The sequence below is a fragment of the Shewanella halotolerans genome, assembly GCF_019457535.1.
Taxonomy (GTDB): Bacteria; Pseudomonadota; Gammaproteobacteria; order Enterobacterales; family Shewanellaceae; genus Shewanella; species Shewanella halotolerans.
Window position 1 is genome coordinate 2,808,073 of record NZ_CP080417.1, and the last position, 16,877, is coordinate 2,824,949.

The following is a 16,877-nucleotide window of genomic DNA, read 5'->3' on the forward strand; positions in this document are numbered from 1 at the left end:
CCCTGGGGCTCTCCCCTGACACTTAAACCGATTTAATGCAAAACAAAGCGCGGTTAACATCTCAAAATCTGTTCACGTTTTGCTATCGATCACATTTAGTTGGCCGACATCATAAATCATTCACGCCAATATTCAAATTCCACTAATGGCGAATGCACAGTACAATGTCAGCATTAGCATACACTACCCCAGAAGTTTGCCACGTGAGTCTGACCAAACCCACAAAATCTAAGATCACTCGTCGCAGTCAAGGCCCAAAAGCCTCAAGCGCTGTCAATCCAAAAGGCAAGCCTCGCCTCAATAAGCCGGGGAAATTTACCTCGAAAAAGCCCAAGCCACGTCCGGAAAACCCCATCATAGTGCTGTTTAACAAGCCCTTCGATGTTTTGTGTCAATTCACCGATGAGCAGGGCCGCCAGACCTTGAAGGATTTCATCCCGATTCAAGATGTCTACGCCGCCGGCAGGCTCGACAGAGACAGCGAAGGCTTGCTACTACTGACCAACGATGGTCAGTTACAGTCGCGCATCACAGAGCCCAAGAAGAAAACCGATAAGACCTACTGGGTGCAGGTCGAAGGTAACCCCAGCGACGAGGCGATTCAGGCGCTAAGAGATGGCGTCCCTCTCAAAGATGGTCCGACCCTGCCCGCCAAGGTGGAGCGTATCGCCGAGCCGGATCTCTGGCCCCGCAACCCACCGGTGCGAGAGCGCAAGCAGATCCCCACCAGTTGGCTGGCGATCACCATCTGCGAGGGACGTAATCGTCAGGTCAGGCGCATGACCGCCCATGTGGGCTACCCAACGCTAAGACTGATTCGTTATAAAATAGGTCAATGGAGCCTGGATGGCATCGCAAATGGCGAATATAAGGTGCTCCCCCAATCCTAACGAGGTATTAGATGGAACGTTATAAACCCAATGTCACCGTCGCCTGCGTCATCAATTGTGACGACAAATACCTGATGGTCGAAGAGCTCATCGATGGCAAGCTCACCTACAACCAGCCCGCAGGTCATCTAGAAGCCTTTGAGAGCATTAACCAGGCTTGCGAGCGCGAGGTGTGGGAAGAAACAGGCCTTAGCATTAAGGCGCAGTCGCTGATTAACATCTATCAATTTCAAGCAAGAGACGATCTGGCCTTCCTGCGCTTCACCTATGCCTGCGTCCTAGATGAGCCGCTCACGCCAAAGCCCCAAGACAATGCTATTCGCCGCGCCCTGTGGATGACGCTCGATGAGATAACCCAGCTCAAGAGCCAGCTCAGAAGCCCCTTGGTACTACAATGTATTCACGACTTTCGTCAGGGAAAACTCTTTTCGACTGAGGTGGTCAATAGCCGCTTTCTCTAGTTAGCCCAAAGTCACAATGCATGATAGAATATGCCCCCGCATATTATGGTGATGATTTTCCCGGCAAGTGATGCGCGATCAACGCGCAATTAGACACAGGGCTAAGCAGGCAAACCGGCTTGCTCTACCGCCGAAAACAGCCACCATAGCTACACGAATTTAATGGTTTTTAGGATTTATGGCAGCAATCGAACCCAATCCAAACGGTAAAAAAGTGATCGTCGGTATGTCCGGCGGTGTCGACTCATCTGTTTCGGCGTATCTCCTCATGCAACAGGGCTATCAGGTCGAAGGCCTGTTCATGAAAAACTGGGAAGAGGACGATACCGACGAGTATTGTGCCGCCGCCGAAGATCTTAAAGATGCCCAAGCCGTTTGCGACAAACTGGGGATCAAGCTGCACACGGTCAACTTTGCTGCCGAATACTGGGACAATGTGTTCGAGTACTTCCTCGCCGAATATAAGGCGGGTCGTACCCCTAACCCAGACATCATGTGCAACAAAGAGATCAAGTTTAAAGCGTTTCTCGAGTTTGCCGACGACATCTTAGATGCCGACTATATCGCCATGGGCCACTATGTGCGCCGCAGCGATGCCTCGGGTCAAAGCCAGATGCTACGTGGCGTCGACGGCAACAAAGACCAGAGCTACTTCCTCTACACCTTGAGCCACGAGCAGATCGCCCGCTCCCTATTTCCCGTGGGTGAACTGGAGAAGAGCGAAGTACGTGAAATTGCCAAGGAGATGGGACTGGTTACCCATGACAAGAAGGACAGCACAGGCATCTGCTTTATCGGCGAGCGTAAGTTCACCGATTTTCTGCGCACCTTCCTGCCCGCACAGCCCGGCAAGATAGAGACCGCCGAAGGCGAAGTCATAGGTGAACACCAAGGCCTGATGTACCACACCCTGGGCCAGCGCAAGGGGCTGGGGATAGGCGGCATGAAGAACAGCAACGACGATCCTTGGTATGTGGTCGATAAAGATCTCGAGCGTAACGTGTTGGTTGTCGGTCAAGGTGGTAAGCACCCTCGCCTCATGTCGGTGGGTTTCTACGCCGATCAGCTACACTGGGTCGATAGAAAAGGGCCTGTCGATGGCGCTAAGATCACGGTCAAGACACGCTACCGTCAGCAGGATGTGGCCTGTACCCTCACCTATGAAGGGGACGATCGCATCAAGGTGATCTTCGACGAGCCAGTTGCCGCCGTAACCCCTGGTCAGTCGGCCGTCTTTTACGACGGTGAAGTCTGTCTGGGCGGCGGTATCATAGACAGTCTGATTAGAGAGTAAGCCGTGAGCGAGCCGATTTTCGACAGAACCATGGCCTTTGCCGGTATATTGCAGGCGATAGGTCAGGTACAAAAGGTTGCCAGACACGGCCAGGCAGACGATGAGATGCTTGGCGCCTGTTTGGGTACCATCATGGTGACCACCCCAGACAGCACTGCCGATGTATATCAAGACAAGGTCGCGCTGAATCGCGGCTACCAACTGGTGTTGAACCAGCTGGGCGATGACAAGCAGAAAGATGTCGAGGTGACCCGCTACCTTATCGGTATCCTGGCCCTGGAACGCAAGCTGTCACGCAGCTCAAACGCCATGGGCATGCTGGCCGAGCGCATCAATCAAGTACATCGCCAGCTGCACCACTTTGCCATTACCGACGAGCAGGTGGTTGCCAACTTCGCCGGCATCTACAGCGATATAATCAGCACCTTAGGCCCCAAGATACAGATCTCGGGCAATCCCGAGTACCTGAAACAACCTATGGTGCAACATAAGATACGCGCCCTGCTACTGGCTGCCATGCGCAGCGCAGTCTTGTGGCGCCAACTTGGAGGCAAGCGCAGGCACCTTGTCTTCTCGCGAAAAACAATAGTTGATACAGCTAAGAAAAGCCTCACCCTATAAATAATAAGTTAAGTTCATTAAAGGAGCTTCTAATGGAACTTTCCGCACTAACTGCTATCTCTCCGGTAGACGGTCGTTATGGTAGTAAAACCGCCTCATTAAGAGGGATTTTCAGCGAGTACGGCCTGACCAAATACCGTGTTCAAGTCGAAATCAACTGGCTAAAGCTGCTGTCTAGCTGCCCAGAAATTGAAGAAGTTCCTCCTTTTAGCGAAGCCGCACTGGCCTTGCTCGACCAGATCAAAGACAACTTCAGCGAAGAAGACGCGCTGCGCGTCAAGACCATCGAGGCCACCACTAACCACGATGTAAAGGCAGTGGAGTACTTCATCAAAGAGAAGATCGCTGACAACAGCGAACTAGTCGCCATCGGTGAGTTTGTTCACTTCGCTTGTACCTCGGAAGATATCAACAACCTGTCTCACGGCCTGATGCTTAGCGAAGCCCGCGAGCAGGTGTTGGTACCATACTGCCAGCAGATCGTCGATGGCGTGAAGAAACTGGCCAGCGAATATCGCTCTGTACCACTTATGTCACGTACCCATGGCCAACCAGCCTCGCCTTCTACCCTAGGTAAAGAAATGGCCAACGTTGCCGTACGTCTCGAGCGTCAGCTTAAGCAGATCCAAGCGGTTGAGATCATGGGTAAGATCAATGGCGCCGTGGGCAACTACAACGCTCACCTGTCAGCCTACCCTGAAGTTGACTGGCACACACTGTCAGAGCGTTTCGTGACCAGCCTGGGCCTTAACTGGAACCCTTACACCACTCAGATCGAGCCACACGATTACATCGCAGAATTGTTCGATGCCGTCGCCCGTTTCAATACCGTACTGATCGATTTTGACCGTGACATCTGGGGTTATATCGCCCTGGGTCACTTCAAGCAGAAGACGGTTGCCGGCGAGATCGGTTCATCGACCATGCCGCACAAGGTTAACCCTATCGATTTCGAAAACTCAGAGGGTAACCTGGGTATCGCTAACGCCCTGATGCAGCACCTGGCGGCTAAACTGCCTGTGTCTCGCTGGCAGCGCGACCTGACCGACTCGACGGTACTGCGTAACCTGGGTGTGGGCATGGCGCACTCGCTGATCGCTTATCAGGCAACTCTGAAAGGCATCAGCAAGCTCGAAGTGAACGAGGCTCACCTGCGTGAAGAGCTGGACCAAAACTGGGAAGTATTGGCCGAGCCAGTACAAACCGTTATGCGCCGCTACGGCATCGAGAAGCCATACGAGAAGCTTAAAGAGCTGACTCGCGGTAAGCGTATCGATGGCGAGCAACTGGCGCAGTTCATCGACACTCTTGAGCTACCAAGCGATGTGAAGCTTGAGCTGAAAAAGATGACGCCTGCCAACTACATTGGCCGCGCCGAAGCTTTTGTGGATGATCTCAAGTAATCATCCCTAACACCTTATGAAAGGCGGTAGGCAGCAGCTTACCGCCTTTTTATTTCTGGAATATCTAGTTTCCGCAATATCTAGTTTCAGAAATATGCGATTTCCTGACTATATGATTTCCGGATTATGTGATTTCCGGATTATGTTATTTTCGGCATATACTGCCCCCTATTACTCAGGCCTGATGACCGACGCCATGTATACTCCCAACTTCGATACCCAAGAGTTTTTAACCCATCACTGGCAGAAGCAGCCTCTGGTGATCAAAGGCGCCTTCGCGCACTTTCAAGATCCTATCGCACCCGATGAACTGGCGGGACTCGCCTGCGAAGAGGAAGTCGCCTCGCGCATCGTGCTGACCAAAAAAGATAACTGGGAGATCATCCAGGGCCCCATCGAAGACTACTCCCCCTTCGGCGATGCCAACTGGCAGCTACTGGTCCAGGCCGTCAACCACTGGTACCCGGATGTAGAGCCCTTGGTCAACGCCTTTCGTTTCATCCCCGACTGGCGCTTCGACGATCTCATGGTCTCCTACGCCACGCCCGGTGGTGGCGTCGGCCCTCATATAGACAACTATGATGTCTTCTTACTGCAGGGCGAAGGCAGACGCCGCTGGAAAGTCGGTGCCAAGGGGCAATACTCGCCCAGAGGTGGCGATACCCACACGGCGCTGATCGACGATTTTGAGCCCATCCTGGATGTGGTGCTCGAGGCTGGCGACATGCTCTATATCCCGCCAGGCTTCCCTCACCGAGGAGAGACATTGGAGACGGCGCTAAGCTACTCCATAGGGTTTCGAGCGCCCAGCCAGCAGGAGCTCTTTAGCAGCATCGCCGATCACTTGATCGACACCAACGGCGGCAATAAGCGCTTTACCTCGAACCAGGAACCCGCGAGTCCTGGCCTGCTGAGCGTCGAGCAGCAAGCAGGCATGTTGGCCCTGGTCTCTGAGATCTTATCCCAGCCTGACCACTCTCAAACCGTGCTGGGTCAGACCCTGAGTCAGAACCGCTTCGAGCTGGATCTGGCAGAGCAAGGGGAAAGTTACAGCCAGGAAGAGTTGTTGGAAGCACTGGAAGATGGCGCCTGTCTACAACGCATCGGCGGGCTTAAGGTGATTCGTCTCGAAGACGATAAACACAACAGGCTCTTTATCAATGGTGAGATCTACAACTTTAATGACGCCGATGAGCTAGATGACGAACTTATGCTGCTGGCTAATGCATTTAGCTTCGAGGGCGAGCAGGCGCTGGACCTGTGTCAGCATGAGGCCATAGGCCAATACTTTATCTGGCTGCTTAACTCTGGCTACGCCTACCTGGCATAAGCTGCCAGATGCTCGTCTCCAGTTAGCCGATGCCCTGTAGCTGATGCCAAATAGCTGATGACCTGTATCTAATAACCTGTATCTAATAACAAGAAAGTGTTGAAGCTAAGAACACGAAAAAGCCGCCTCAAATGGGCGGCTTTTTTATTAGGCTTTAGGCTCTCGTTTCAAGCGCTTTTTAAAGACACTCTTAACAGCAATGGCTGTTTAAAACGCTTAGCCTTCTTTCCACAATTTTTCGTCGTTGTGGATCTGATACAGGCTCTCGGCACGTGACACCAACAGCTGCGCAAACTGAGCCTGGGTCTTGTCCTTTACGGCACCAGATTTCACCAGGTTTTCCGCCTTAAGCTGCCACATCATAGAGAAATGGCGAATCGCGTCGCGCGCGGTGGCGGCGACCTTAACATCCACATAATCTGAAGGCAGATCGCCAGACATCACCCAGAAGGTCTGTGGCTTTGGCTGCTTAGACTCCATCTTCCATACCGCGAGGAAAGGCGCAAGGTAACGGCTCTCTTCGGCAATCACTTTACTTGGGATCACCCCTTTTTCCGCCAGAAAGCGGTTTGCCTTCTGAAAATGCTCTTTAACCCATTGTTGTGTCAGGGCTTCTTGTTCTTCTGGAGTGAGTGCTTTAGTGTTCTCGACTGCTTGTTCCGTCATACTGCTTCCTATTGTTATAGTTATGCTGTGAAGGGCGAAATGGAGCTGACAAACTGCATATTGCGTGAAAATTCACACACAACTTTACGTTAACGTAAAGTGGAAAGCAAAATTGCCACACCGATCACAATTAATCCCAATCTTTGCTTTGTTGAGAGTATCGCTAAATGCTATCGTTCTGCAATAAATATAACAAGCCGTCGAAGGCGCCTCTTTGGCATTCGGCGTTTTAATTCCCAAGCGGAGAACTCATAAAGTGGCAGTATTTAATCATATCTCATTTGATGACCACGAACAGGTCGTATTTTGTCATGATAAAGAAAGTGGCTTACGTGCAATCATAGCCATTCACAACACCAACCTGGGCCCAGCGGTCGGCGGTTGCAGAATGTGGAACTATGAGTCTGATGACGAAGCCCTGACCGACGTATTACGTCTGTCTCGTGGCATGACCTACAAGAACGCCCTCGCCGGTCTGGCCATGGGTGGCGGTAAGTCGGTGATCATCGCCGATCCTAAAGTGGAAAACCGCGAAGCCCTGTTCCGCGCCTTCGGTCGTTGTATTCATACTCTGGGTGGTAAGTACTACTCTGCGGAAGATGTGGGCGTGTCTACCAGCGACATCATGATTGCTCACCAAGAAACCCCATACATGGCGGGTCTTGAAGGTCAGAGCGGTGACCCATCACCATTTACTGCGCTTGGCACCTACTTGGGTATCAAGGCTGCCGTTAAGCATCAGCGTGGCCTAGACAGCCTCAAGGGCCTTAAGATTGCCGTTCAGGGCGTTGGCCACGTAGGTTACTACCTGTGTCGTCACCTGCACGAAGAAGGCGCCGAGCTGATCGTAACCGACATTCACCAGTCATCACTGGACAAGGTCGCTTCCGAGTTTGGTGCTACTGTGGTTGCGCCTCAAGATATCTACCATCAAGATGTCGATATCTATGCACCATGTGCCCTGGGTGCCACCATCAACGACACCACGATTCCACTGCTGAAGGCTAAGATTGTGGCAGGTTGTGCCAACAACCAGCTTGCCGAACTGCGCCATGGCGAGAAGCTTAAAGAACTGGGCATCCTATATGCTCCAGACTATGTGATCAACGCCGGCGGTATCATCAACGTATCGTTCGAGAAAGATTACGACGCGCAGAAGTCTACCGCCAAGGTAGAAGAGATCTACAACACACTGCTGAAGATCTTCGAACAGTCTGACGCGCAAAACCGCACCACAGCGGATGTTGCCGACGAACTGGCACGCGCCATCATCAACGGCGAAAAATAATTTCTGGCACTAATTTCTGGTGCTAGCTGGATTGAAAAACCACCGACTGGTTCGGTGGTTTTTTATTGCCTGCAACCCGAGTTTTTCACCAGGTCATAGCCTACTCAACCTATAGAAAACAGCACAAAAATTTTCTGATTCAATTTTTCTTTTAGCGCCAAAGAGATAATTTTCAGACACAGATTTTTCACAAAGGCGTACTGGAAAATGTCATATTCCTCTGCTTGACTTAGAGGCTCATCATCTTCGCTAGGATTGCATTATGATAAGTTTCAAGTACCACTTTAATCAGGATTTGGTGGAGTTACAGGCCAGTAACTGGATAGGTCTGGAGCAGGTATTTGTTAACGGCAAGCGGGTGTCGCGTAAGCTTAATTTCGGCCCCAAGAGCGAACATGAGGTGAAACTGAACAGTGGTGCTCCCTGTAAGTTTCAACTGTTAATCGATCCCAGCAGCGAGCAGATGATCTGCCGCATCTACAAGCAAAATCGCCTGATCACCAGCATCAAACAGGGAAAGGAAAACCTGATGCAGAGCCGCCTGCTGCTACAATCTGTCATCATAGTGATGGCCGTCTCTAGCCTGGGCATGTTATTAGTGGTGTAACCCAAAGTTACGACATCCCGAGCTTAACCGCTTATTCAAATAAAAGAACAGACCTAAACAGACAGACACGAGCGCACAGACAAACATTCAAGCTTCTGTCACCTCAAGCGCTCAATACACCAAGATAAAGCTCAGCTTATTGACAAAGCGTCAGGCTTTCCCCCAGCACACAGACGGCTTGAGTGCTCTGATAGTTACCGCTGCCCGCCGTCACCGTGGTAACCACTAGCTTCTGTTGCTTCTGAGAATTATCCACCAGCTCTGCCTTTAAGATGGTGCCGTCTCGCACGAATGCCAGACTAGCGGCAAAATCCCCTACATCCAGGTTACGATACAGACTCACCTGCACGCTGCCAATAGATCTTGGCTCCAGCGCCCCCTCGACGACCACCAGGCTGTAGCCGTTCGCCAGCGTAAAGGCTTTAGCGTAGCTGTCACTGCTCACACTCGATGCACCAACCGATTCTGGCTCGGAGGCAGCAGGTTGAGATGTGGAAGAGTGAGTTGAGGATTGAGTTGAGGATTGGTTTGAGGATTGAGTTGAAGACTTGGGCGATTTCTCGATATTGACCATACAGGCAGACAGGCTCATTACAAGCGCAGCAGTAAGCAGAGGTTTCAGCATTTTGATCATCCGTTGATTTAGGTGAGGTTTGATAATAGGTCAGATTGCCTAGGATAGGCCATTGATCTTATTGAGTAGATAGATAAATTGTTGTGATTCAAATTCAGACAGATTACCGAGAAACTGCTCGTTGACCCGCTCAGCCTCGCAAATAAGATCTTGTTCCAACGCCTTGGCACTGTCGGTTAGGAAAATTTTGAAGGCGCGGCGATTGTCCGCCTCCTGATGACGGGTGATATAACCCTGTACCTGCAGCTGATCTAACAGGCGGGTCATTGTGTAGTTAGCCACGTCGCAGCGCTTAGACAGCTCTGTCTGAGTAACGCCTTCCTCCTGCCACAGGGCAAACAGGACGGGCCAGAGTTTAATGTCTAGCTCATAGCGCTTTAGCCTCTCATCCAAAGCCTTCTGAAGCTCGATATTAAGATGAGACACTAAGTATCCCAAGCTTTCATAATGTTTCAATCAGCACCTCCAGATACAGCGGTCATGCATTAATACTAACATCTGGTCCTAAAGAAACTAGGGCTCGGCTAACGCTAATTCGTAACGAAAAACCAATTGTCTTATCTAAGAAAGGCTTAAGTCTTAGTTTGCGTCGCCGTCTTGATTTAGCAGGTATTGCTCGATAAAACGATAATAACAGGCTCTTCCAAGTTTAGCCGATAATCCTCTGGCTAAGGAGACGGATATTGCCGCCTCATCCACTACAAAAGCATCATACCCGACCACCTGGAACTGGGTACCTATGGAGCTGGTCAGGGTAAATTGTCCGTCTTGCGTATCTTCATAATCATTGATAATAAAGGGAAACTCGGCAACCTCTACCCTCACCGTCTCCACCGGCGTCATCAGTAAATATCCCTCAGATTTATGATGCAAAATGGTGGCAAATAGGCGGCAAAATTTATCGGGCAGAGGCTCGCCGCGATAAAACCAACGTCCTTGGTTATCGATATGAAACAGCGGCGCCTCATCGCATAGCGGCGCCCCTTGAGTGATTTGCCGCAGCTGAGCTGCGGGGTCGAGTTCAGGCATAGTCTCTCGTTAGCTCATTGGCCATGCGCTGATTTACCATGAACAGATTAGCCATGCAATGACTAACCATTATCAATAAGACTCAGCAGCGCCTGCACCGGGTGTTTGGGTTTGAAGCCACCGAAACGTTTCACCTGGCTACGACAAGAATAACCAGAGATCAATATCTGCTCATGTGGCAGCGATTCTATGGCCTTCTCCCAGGACATCTCATATAAGGCCTTGGAGCGCTTAAGGTTATCGCTCTCGTGACCATAGGTGCCCGCCATGCCGCAGCAGCCAAGGCTGACTGTGCTTAGCTCGGCACCAAATGCGCTAAATATTGCCTGCCACTCTTTGGCCGTATTGGGCTTGGCCGTGGATTCGGTGCAGTGACTGAACCAGGTAAACTGCCTACCAGCATTAGCCGAATCTGCTGACACATTTAACTTAGCTGACTTAGCTGTCGGCGCCACGGCGTCGATCACCTTGAGCAACCATTCGTTGGCCAGCAGCACGTTAAAGTCGCCACGATTTTCAGCCAGGATCTCTTTATATTCATCGCGATAGCATAGCACCATGGCAGGATCTACCCCCACCATAGGCATGCCTAGGGCGTGCACCTGATTCAAGAAATCGGCGCTGGACTGAGCCGTCTTGGCAAACTTATCCAAGAAGCCCTTGATATGAATCGGCTTACCGTTAGGCTTAAAGGGCAGTAGCACTGGCTTGAAGCCCAGCTTCTCAATCAGCTTAATAAAGTGGTAAACCGTCTCGGCCTCATAGAAACTATTGAACGGGTCTTGCACCACAAGCACATATTGATCACGCTCGCTTTGTGGGATCTGCTGCAAGGCATTCAGGTCATAGCCACGGCAGGCGTGGTTCTCCAGGCGCTGCTTAAGCGTCGGCACTGACAGCGCTGGCGCATCCACATAGCCGATAGATTGTTTAATCACCCACTGACTCAGCTTGTTTTGTGAGGCAAAGTTGGTGATTTGAGGCACCTTGGCCATCAATGGCAGACTCTCTTCAATTCCTGCCACCAGATAGTCTTTCACCGGACGCAGATAGCGCTGGTAATAGATATTGAAGAACTGCGCCCTGAACTTGGGCACATCCACCTTCACCGGGCACTGAGACGAACACGCCTTACAGGCGAGACAGCCCTTCAACGACTCCATCACCTCGTGGGAGTAGTCATATTCGCGCTCTTTCTTCAGGGTGTTCTGGGTGCGTTGCAGCCAACCCAGAGGCTTAGCCTTGGCTAAGGCCTCGACATCCACGCCTTCGGCTTCTAATAAGCGCAGCCATTCGCGCATCAGTCCCGCGCGCCCTTTCGGCGATTGTACCCTGTCCCCGGTCACCTTAAATGAGGGGCACATGGGCGAATAGACACTGTAGTTGAAACAGAGGCCATTGCCGTTACAGTTCATCACATCCGGGAAAGCTTCGCGGGTGTTGACCGGGATCTGGCGGTCAAAAGCGCCTCGTTTGGTGCTGTCGACGTTATAGAGTAGCGGTCCGCTGCCCTTAGGTGCCACCAGCTTGCCTGGATTGAGCTTGTTATTGGGGTCGAAATAGCCTTTGACCTCTTCGAGCAGACCAAACAGGGTTTCGCCGAAAACAGATGGGCCATACTCGCCACGTACCCCCTTACCATGCTCGCCCCACATCAGGCCGCCATACTTGAGGGTCAGGGCCGCCACCTGATCCGATACCGTCTTGAGCAGTCGCTCATCCTGCGGGTCGCACATATCCAGCGCCGGACGTACATGCAGCACGCCGGCATCTACGTGACCGAACATGCCATATTGCAGCTCATGGCTGTCCAGCAGCGCCCTAAACTCCATGATAAAGTCGGCCAGCTTCTCAGGCGGCACAGCGGTATCTTCGGCGAAGGCGATAGGCTTGCGGCTTCCCTTAGTAGCGCCAAGCAGCCCCACCGCCTTCTTACGCATAGCGTAGATGGTGTTGATGCTCGCCTTATCCGATGTGACCTGATATCCCAGCAGGCCAGCCTGCTTAGCGGCAAGCTGAGTATCGAGCATCGCCTCTAATTGTTTAACTTTGGCTTCCACCTCTTCTGGCTCACCGGCGAACTCCACCATGTTGAGGCCATCGATGGAGGCGCCCGGCACATCTTCAATCAGAGATGACACCGAATGCCAGATGATATCCTGCTTGGCCAGATTAAGGACCTTAGAATCCACGGTTTCCACCACGGTCGCCTTAGCCTTGACCAGATCCGGCGCGTGACGCAGCGCCGACTGGAAAGAGTCATACTTAATATTGACCATCATGCGGGTCTTGGGCAGCGGCGTAATATCCAGCTTGGCCTCGGTGATCACTGCCAGCGTGCCTTCGGAGCCGGTAAGAATGCGCGACAGGTTGAACTCATCGACAGCCTCGTTCCAGACATTTTTCAGATCATAACCTGTCAGGAAACGGTTGAGTTTGGGAAAGCGGCTCTCTACCTCGCCTCTGTGCTCCCGTGTCATGCGGGCGATATCACGCTGCAGCGCCTGCCCCAGGCTTGGGGACTTCAGCGCATCTAAGGCTTCGAGCGCTTTTAGATCCAGCGGCTTGGTCTCCAGCACACTACCGTCATAAAGCACGCTGGTCAGCTCGAGCACATGATCAGAGGTCTTGCCATAGACCAGCGAGCCGGCGCCCGAGGCGTCTGTGTTGATCATGCCGCCCATGGTTGCGCGGTTAGAGGTTGAGAGATCTGGGCTAAAGAAGAAACCATGGGGGCGCAGCGCGTCGTTGAGCGCATCTTTGACCACACCGGCCTGCACCCTCACCCAGCGCTCCTTCTCGTTGATCTCAATCACCTGATTGAAATAACGCGACAGATCCAGAATGAGGCCATGGGTCAGCGACTGACCGTTGGTGCCTGTGCCGCCCCCGCGCGCACTAAAGACTACCGGTTTAAACTCTGGCTTAGTCGCCAGGGTCATGATCAGCTTAACATCGGCCTGAGTCTTGGGATACAAGACGGCCTGAGGCAGAAACTGGTAGACAGAGTTATCCGTTGCCTGGGCGAGACGCGCGCTGTAACGCTTATCGATATCGCCACAATAATTGCTCTGGGCAAGGGCGTCGAGAAACGCCAAATAGACAGGCTCTAGGGTCTGTTGATGGGATAACTTAGGGAGCATGATGACTTCTTTTCAATTGGTGTTTATTAAAATAATGTTGCCATTATAAACAAAAAAAAGCCGCTAAAAAGCGGCTTTCGTCAATTAGCTTATTCTATCTAAAGAATAATTAAGCGTGAGCTTCACCCAGGTATAACCAGGTATCGATCACTGTATCTGGGTTAAGCGATACGGTGTCGATGCCTTGCTCTACCAACCAAGCCGCAAAGTCGGCGTGGTCAGAAGGACCTTGACCACAGATACCCACGTAAGCGCCTTTCGCCTTAGCGGCCTTGATAGCCATTGCCAGCAGGGCTTTAACGGCTTCGTTACGCTCGTCGAACAGGTGGCTGATGATGCCTGAGTCACGGTCCAGACCTAGGGTTAGCTGGGTCAAGTCGTTCGAACCGATTGAGAAACCGTCGAAGATCTCGAGGAACTGGTCGGCTAGCAGGGCGTTAGACGGCAGCTCACACATCATGATGACGCGTAGACCATCTTTACCACGCTCCAGGCCTTGCTCTTTCAGCAGTTCGATAACCTGACGGCCTTCTTCCAGCGTACGTACGAATGGGATCATGATCTCTACATTCGTCAGACCCATCTCGTTACGTACACGCTTGATAGCTTCACACTCTAGGGCGAAACAGTCGCGGAACGACTCAGAGATGTAACGGCTTGCACCGCGGAAGCCCAGCATTGGGTTCTCTTCTTCCGGCTCGTAACGGTCACCACCAACCAGGTTAGCGTACTCGTTAGACTTGAAGTCTGACATACGTACGATAACTTTCTTCGGATGGAAGGCCGATGCGATAGTCGCGATACCTTCAACCAGACGTGCCACGTAGTATTCTACTGGTGACTCGTAGCCGGCGATCATCTCGTGGATCTCTTGCTGCAGCTCGGCGCTTTGGTCGTTGAATTCAAGCAGCGCCTTAGGGTGAATACCGATCATACGGTTGATGATGAACTCGAGACGGGCCAGACCCACACCTTCGTTAGGCAGACGAGCGAAGTCGAACGCTCTGTCTGGGTTACCCACGTTCATCATGATCTTCATCGGTAGTTCAGGCATAGAATCGACGCGAGAAGACATAACGTCAAACTCTTGGATACCTTCGTAGATGTAACCTGTGTCACCTTCGGCACAAGAAACAGTCACCTGCTGACCATGCTTGATCTTGTCTGTGATGTCGCCACAACCTACTACCGCTGGTACGCCAAGTTCACGGGCAATAATCGCCGCGTGACAAGTACGGCCACCACGGTTAGTAACGATAGCGCTGGCGCGCTTCATGATTGGCTCCCAATCTGGGTCAGTCATGTCGGTAACCAGTACGTCACCTTCTTGGATCTGGTCCATATCTTCGATAGAAGCCAGAACCTTAGCGGTACCGTTACCAATCTTGTGACCGATGGCACGACCTTCGCCAATCACTTCGCTCTTAGTCTTGAGGTGGAAACGTTCGATCAGCTGTACATCTTCACGTGAACGTACGGTTTCTGGACGCGCCTGTACGATATACAGTTTGCCGTCGTTACCATCTTTAGCCCACTCGATGTCCATTGGACGACCGTAGTGCTTCTCGATGATCATGGCTTGCTTAGCCAGCTCCATCACCTCTTCATCGCTGATAGAGAACTGACGACGCATGTCGGCAGGTACATCTTCAATCTTCACCTGCTTACCGTGGCTCAGGTCGTCAGAGTAAACCATCTGAATCAACTTGCTACCGATATTGCGGCGAACAACGGCCTTGTGACCTGCGGTTAGGCTTGGCTTGTGAACATAGAACTCATCTGGGTTCACCGCGCCTTGTACTACCATCTCACCCAGGCCGAATGAAGAGGTCACGAAGACTACGTCGTTGTTACCTGACTCGGTATCCATGGTGAACATCACACCTGAAGCGGCGGTGTCTGAACGAACCATACGCTGTACGCCAGCTGAAAGCGCAACGCCTTTGTGGTCATAACCTTGGTGTACACGGTATGAGATAGCTCGGTCGTTAAAGAGAGAGGCGAATACGTGCTTGATGGCAACCAGTACTGCGTCGAAGCCTTTAACGTTCAGGAAAGTTTCCTGTTGGCCGGCAAATGATGCATCTGGCATATCTTCGGCAGTCGCTGAAGAGCGTACCGCGAACGATGCATCGCTAGTTTCTGAGGCAAGCTTGTCGTACGACTCACGTACAACCTGCTCAAATTCGCTATGGAATGGGGTATCGATAACCCACTGTCGGATCTGTGCACCTGCGGTGGCGAGTGCATTCACGTCGTCGACGTCTAGAGCTTCTAGCGTCTCGTATATCTTCTGGTTAAGTCCGCTTTGTTCAAGAAATTCATTGAACGCAAAGGAAGTGGTCGCAAAGCCACCAGGCACTTGAACACCTGCATTAGCTAGATTGCTGATCATCTCCCCAAGAGAGGCATTTTTACCGCCTACCTTGTTGACGTCACCCATGCCTAATTCTTGATACCAGAGTACATATTGCTGCACAGTTCTATCTCCGCAAGTTTATTTCAGTGTGGCCCCTTCACACGAGGGCAGCGGCATTTTACACTCCACAGCAAGACGCGTAAATCTATAATTTTATTTGTAATTTTATTACTACAAGAGGTCAAAATGTCACGTAAAGTCTTTTATATCTCAGATGGGACGGCGATCACGGCCGAGGTTTTTGGCCATGCGGTACTGTCTCAATTTCCAGTTGAGTTTGAAGCACTTACTATTCCATTTGTCGAGACAACTCAGAAAGCCGAGGCGGTAAAAGCACAAATTAATGATTGTTTTATTACAACAGGCGAACGACCTCTTGTGTTCCATTCTATCGTCAAAGCCGAGATCCGAGACATCATCTATAGCAGTGAGTGTATCGACTATGACTTCTTGAACACCTTCGTTGCCCCGCTGGAAGATCAGTTAGGCGTCAAGGCGGTTCCAGTCACCCACAGAACTCACGGCAAGGCGAATCACAGTTATGAGGCGCGAATCGACGCCATCAATTACGCCATGGAAAACGATGACGGCCAGACCCTGAAACATATCGATAAGGCCGACATAGTACTGCTGGGCGTCTCCCGTTGCGGCAAGACCCCCAGCAGCCTGTATCTGTCGATGCAGTTTGGCATCAAGGCGGCCAACTATCCCTTCATCGAAGATGACATGGACAACCTTAAGCTGCCCGAGGTGTTAAAGAAGAACAAACATAAGCTGTTTGGTCTGACTATCGATCCTGTGCGCCTGCATGAGATCCGTCAGAGCCGCATGGAGAACAGCCGTTACTCCTCGCTGAGACAGTGCCGTATCGAGGTAAAAGAGGTAGAGATGATGTATAAGCGCGAGCGCATTCCCTTCGTCAACACCACCAACCACTCGGTAGAAGAGATCGCCACCAAGATTCTGGATGTCACCGGCCTGGAACGTCATATGTTCTAAAACTGCGCTGACCTCTGCCTATATAGAGACAAGTTAAGCGCCCCAAATGGCAAGCTAACTGCACAGATGTAGACAAATACCGGAAATTTTCAT

Annotated in this window: 15 protein-coding genes; 9 read left to right on the forward strand and 6 right to left on the reverse strand. The window is 51.6% G+C overall.

Annotated features, from left to right (window positions below):
* The first annotated feature begins 164 nt into the window (after positions 1–164).
* From rluE to K0H81_RS12065, 6 genes are all read left to right on the forward strand, one after another.
* The gene (gene rluE / locus K0H81_RS12040) at positions 165–890 is read left to right on the forward strand and encodes a 23S rRNA pseudouridine(2457) synthase RluE (RefSeq protein ID WP_258406277.1); all 726 of its coding nucleotides are present in this window, start codon (positions 165–167) and stop codon (positions 888–890) included.
* An 11-nt stretch (positions 891–901) separates the two neighbouring features.
* Positions 902–1,351 (forward strand): NUDIX hydrolase, encoded by a 450-nt coding sequence (locus tag K0H81_RS12045; protein ID WP_220058486.1) that lies wholly within the window; start codon positions 902–904, stop codon positions 1,349–1,351.
* Positions 1,352–1,529: 178 nt separating this feature from the next.
* Positions 1,530–2,645 (forward strand): tRNA 2-thiouridine(34) synthase MnmA, encoded by a 1,116-nt coding sequence (mnmA, locus tag K0H81_RS12050; protein ID WP_144198656.1) that lies wholly within the window; start codon positions 1,530–1,532, stop codon positions 2,643–2,645.
* Positions 2,646–2,648: 3 nt separating this feature from the next.
* Positions 2,649–3,266, forward strand: a complete 618-nt coding sequence (gene hflD / locus K0H81_RS12055) for a high frequency lysogenization protein HflD (protein WP_220058487.1) — start codon at positions 2,649–2,651, stop codon at positions 3,264–3,266.
* Between the two features lie 32 nt (positions 3,267–3,298).
* Positions 3,299–4,669: an adenylosuccinate lyase gene (gene purB / locus K0H81_RS12060; RefSeq protein ID WP_144198653.1), complete on the forward strand. Its 1,371-nt coding sequence runs from the start codon at positions 3,299–3,301 to the stop codon at positions 4,667–4,669.
* Between the two features lie 196 nt (positions 4,670–4,865).
* Positions 4,866–5,999, forward strand: coding sequence for a ribosomal protein uL16 3-hydroxylase (locus tag K0H81_RS12065; RefSeq protein WP_220060846.1), 1,134 nt, complete (start codon positions 4,866–4,868; stop codon positions 5,997–5,999).
* A 216-nt stretch (positions 6,000–6,215) separates the two neighbouring features.
* On the opposite strand, the gene K0H81_RS12070 is transcribed toward K0H81_RS12065, so the two are convergent.
* The gene (locus tag K0H81_RS12070) at positions 6,216–6,665 is read right to left on the reverse strand and encodes a DUF4826 family protein (RefSeq protein ID WP_011865355.1); all 450 of its coding nucleotides are present in this window, start codon (positions 6,663–6,665) and stop codon (positions 6,216–6,218) included.
* A 256-nt stretch (positions 6,666–6,921) separates the two neighbouring features.
* On the opposite strand from K0H81_RS12070, the gene K0H81_RS12075 reads away from it, so the two are divergent.
* Both K0H81_RS12075 and K0H81_RS12080 read left to right on the forward strand, forming a co-directional pair.
* Complete coding sequence (locus tag K0H81_RS12075) at positions 6,922–7,953, forward strand: Glu/Leu/Phe/Val dehydrogenase dimerization domain-containing protein (RefSeq protein ID WP_220058488.1); 1,032 nt, start codon at positions 6,922–6,924, stop codon at positions 7,951–7,953.
* A gap of 262 nt (positions 7,954–8,215) precedes the next feature.
* On the forward strand, positions 8,216–8,560 hold the full coding sequence (locus tag K0H81_RS12080; protein ID WP_220058489.1) for a hypothetical protein: 345 nt from the start codon (positions 8,216–8,218) through the stop codon (positions 8,558–8,560).
* A gap of 136 nt (positions 8,561–8,696) precedes the next feature.
* Here K0H81_RS12080 and K0H81_RS20255 read toward each other — a convergent pair whose 3' ends face one another.
* The 5 genes from K0H81_RS20255 to ppsA form a co-directional block, all read right to left on the reverse strand.
* Complete coding sequence (locus K0H81_RS20255) at positions 8,697–9,005, reverse strand: PliI family lysozyme inhibitor of I-type lysozyme (RefSeq protein WP_258406278.1); 309 nt, start codon at positions 9,003–9,005, stop codon at positions 8,697–8,699.
* Between the two features lie 228 nt (positions 9,006–9,233).
* Positions 9,234–9,650 carry a MarR family winged helix-turn-helix transcriptional regulator gene (locus tag K0H81_RS12090; RefSeq protein ID WP_011865351.1) on the reverse strand — a complete coding sequence of 139 codons (417 nt, stop codon included), beginning with the start codon at positions 9,648–9,650 and terminating at the stop codon, positions 9,234–9,236.
* A 123-nt stretch (positions 9,651–9,773) separates the two neighbouring features.
* The gene (locus K0H81_RS12095; RefSeq protein WP_220058491.1) at positions 9,774–10,223 is read right to left on the reverse strand and encodes a DUF1285 domain-containing protein; all 450 of its coding nucleotides are present in this window, start codon (positions 10,221–10,223) and stop codon (positions 9,774–9,776) included.
* 62 nt (positions 10,224–10,285) lie between these two features.
* Positions 10,286–13,366: a D-2-hydroxyglutarate dehydrogenase YdiJ gene (gene ydiJ / locus K0H81_RS12100; RefSeq protein WP_220058492.1), complete on the reverse strand. Its 3,081-nt coding sequence runs from the start codon at positions 13,364–13,366 to the stop codon at positions 10,286–10,288.
* Between the two features lie 109 nt (positions 13,367–13,475).
* On the reverse strand, positions 13,476–15,845 hold the full coding sequence (ppsA, locus tag K0H81_RS12105; protein ID WP_144198636.1) for a phosphoenolpyruvate synthase: 2,370 nt from the start codon (positions 15,843–15,845) through the stop codon (positions 13,476–13,478).
* Positions 15,846–15,971: 126 nt separating this feature from the next.
* On the opposite strand from ppsA, the gene ppsR reads away from it, so the two are divergent.
* Positions 15,972–16,784: a posphoenolpyruvate synthetase regulatory kinase/phosphorylase PpsR gene (ppsR, locus tag K0H81_RS12110; protein ID WP_011865347.1), complete on the forward strand. Its 813-nt coding sequence runs from the start codon at positions 15,972–15,974 to the stop codon at positions 16,782–16,784.
* The last annotated feature ends 93 nt before the right edge of the window (positions 16,785–16,877 follow it).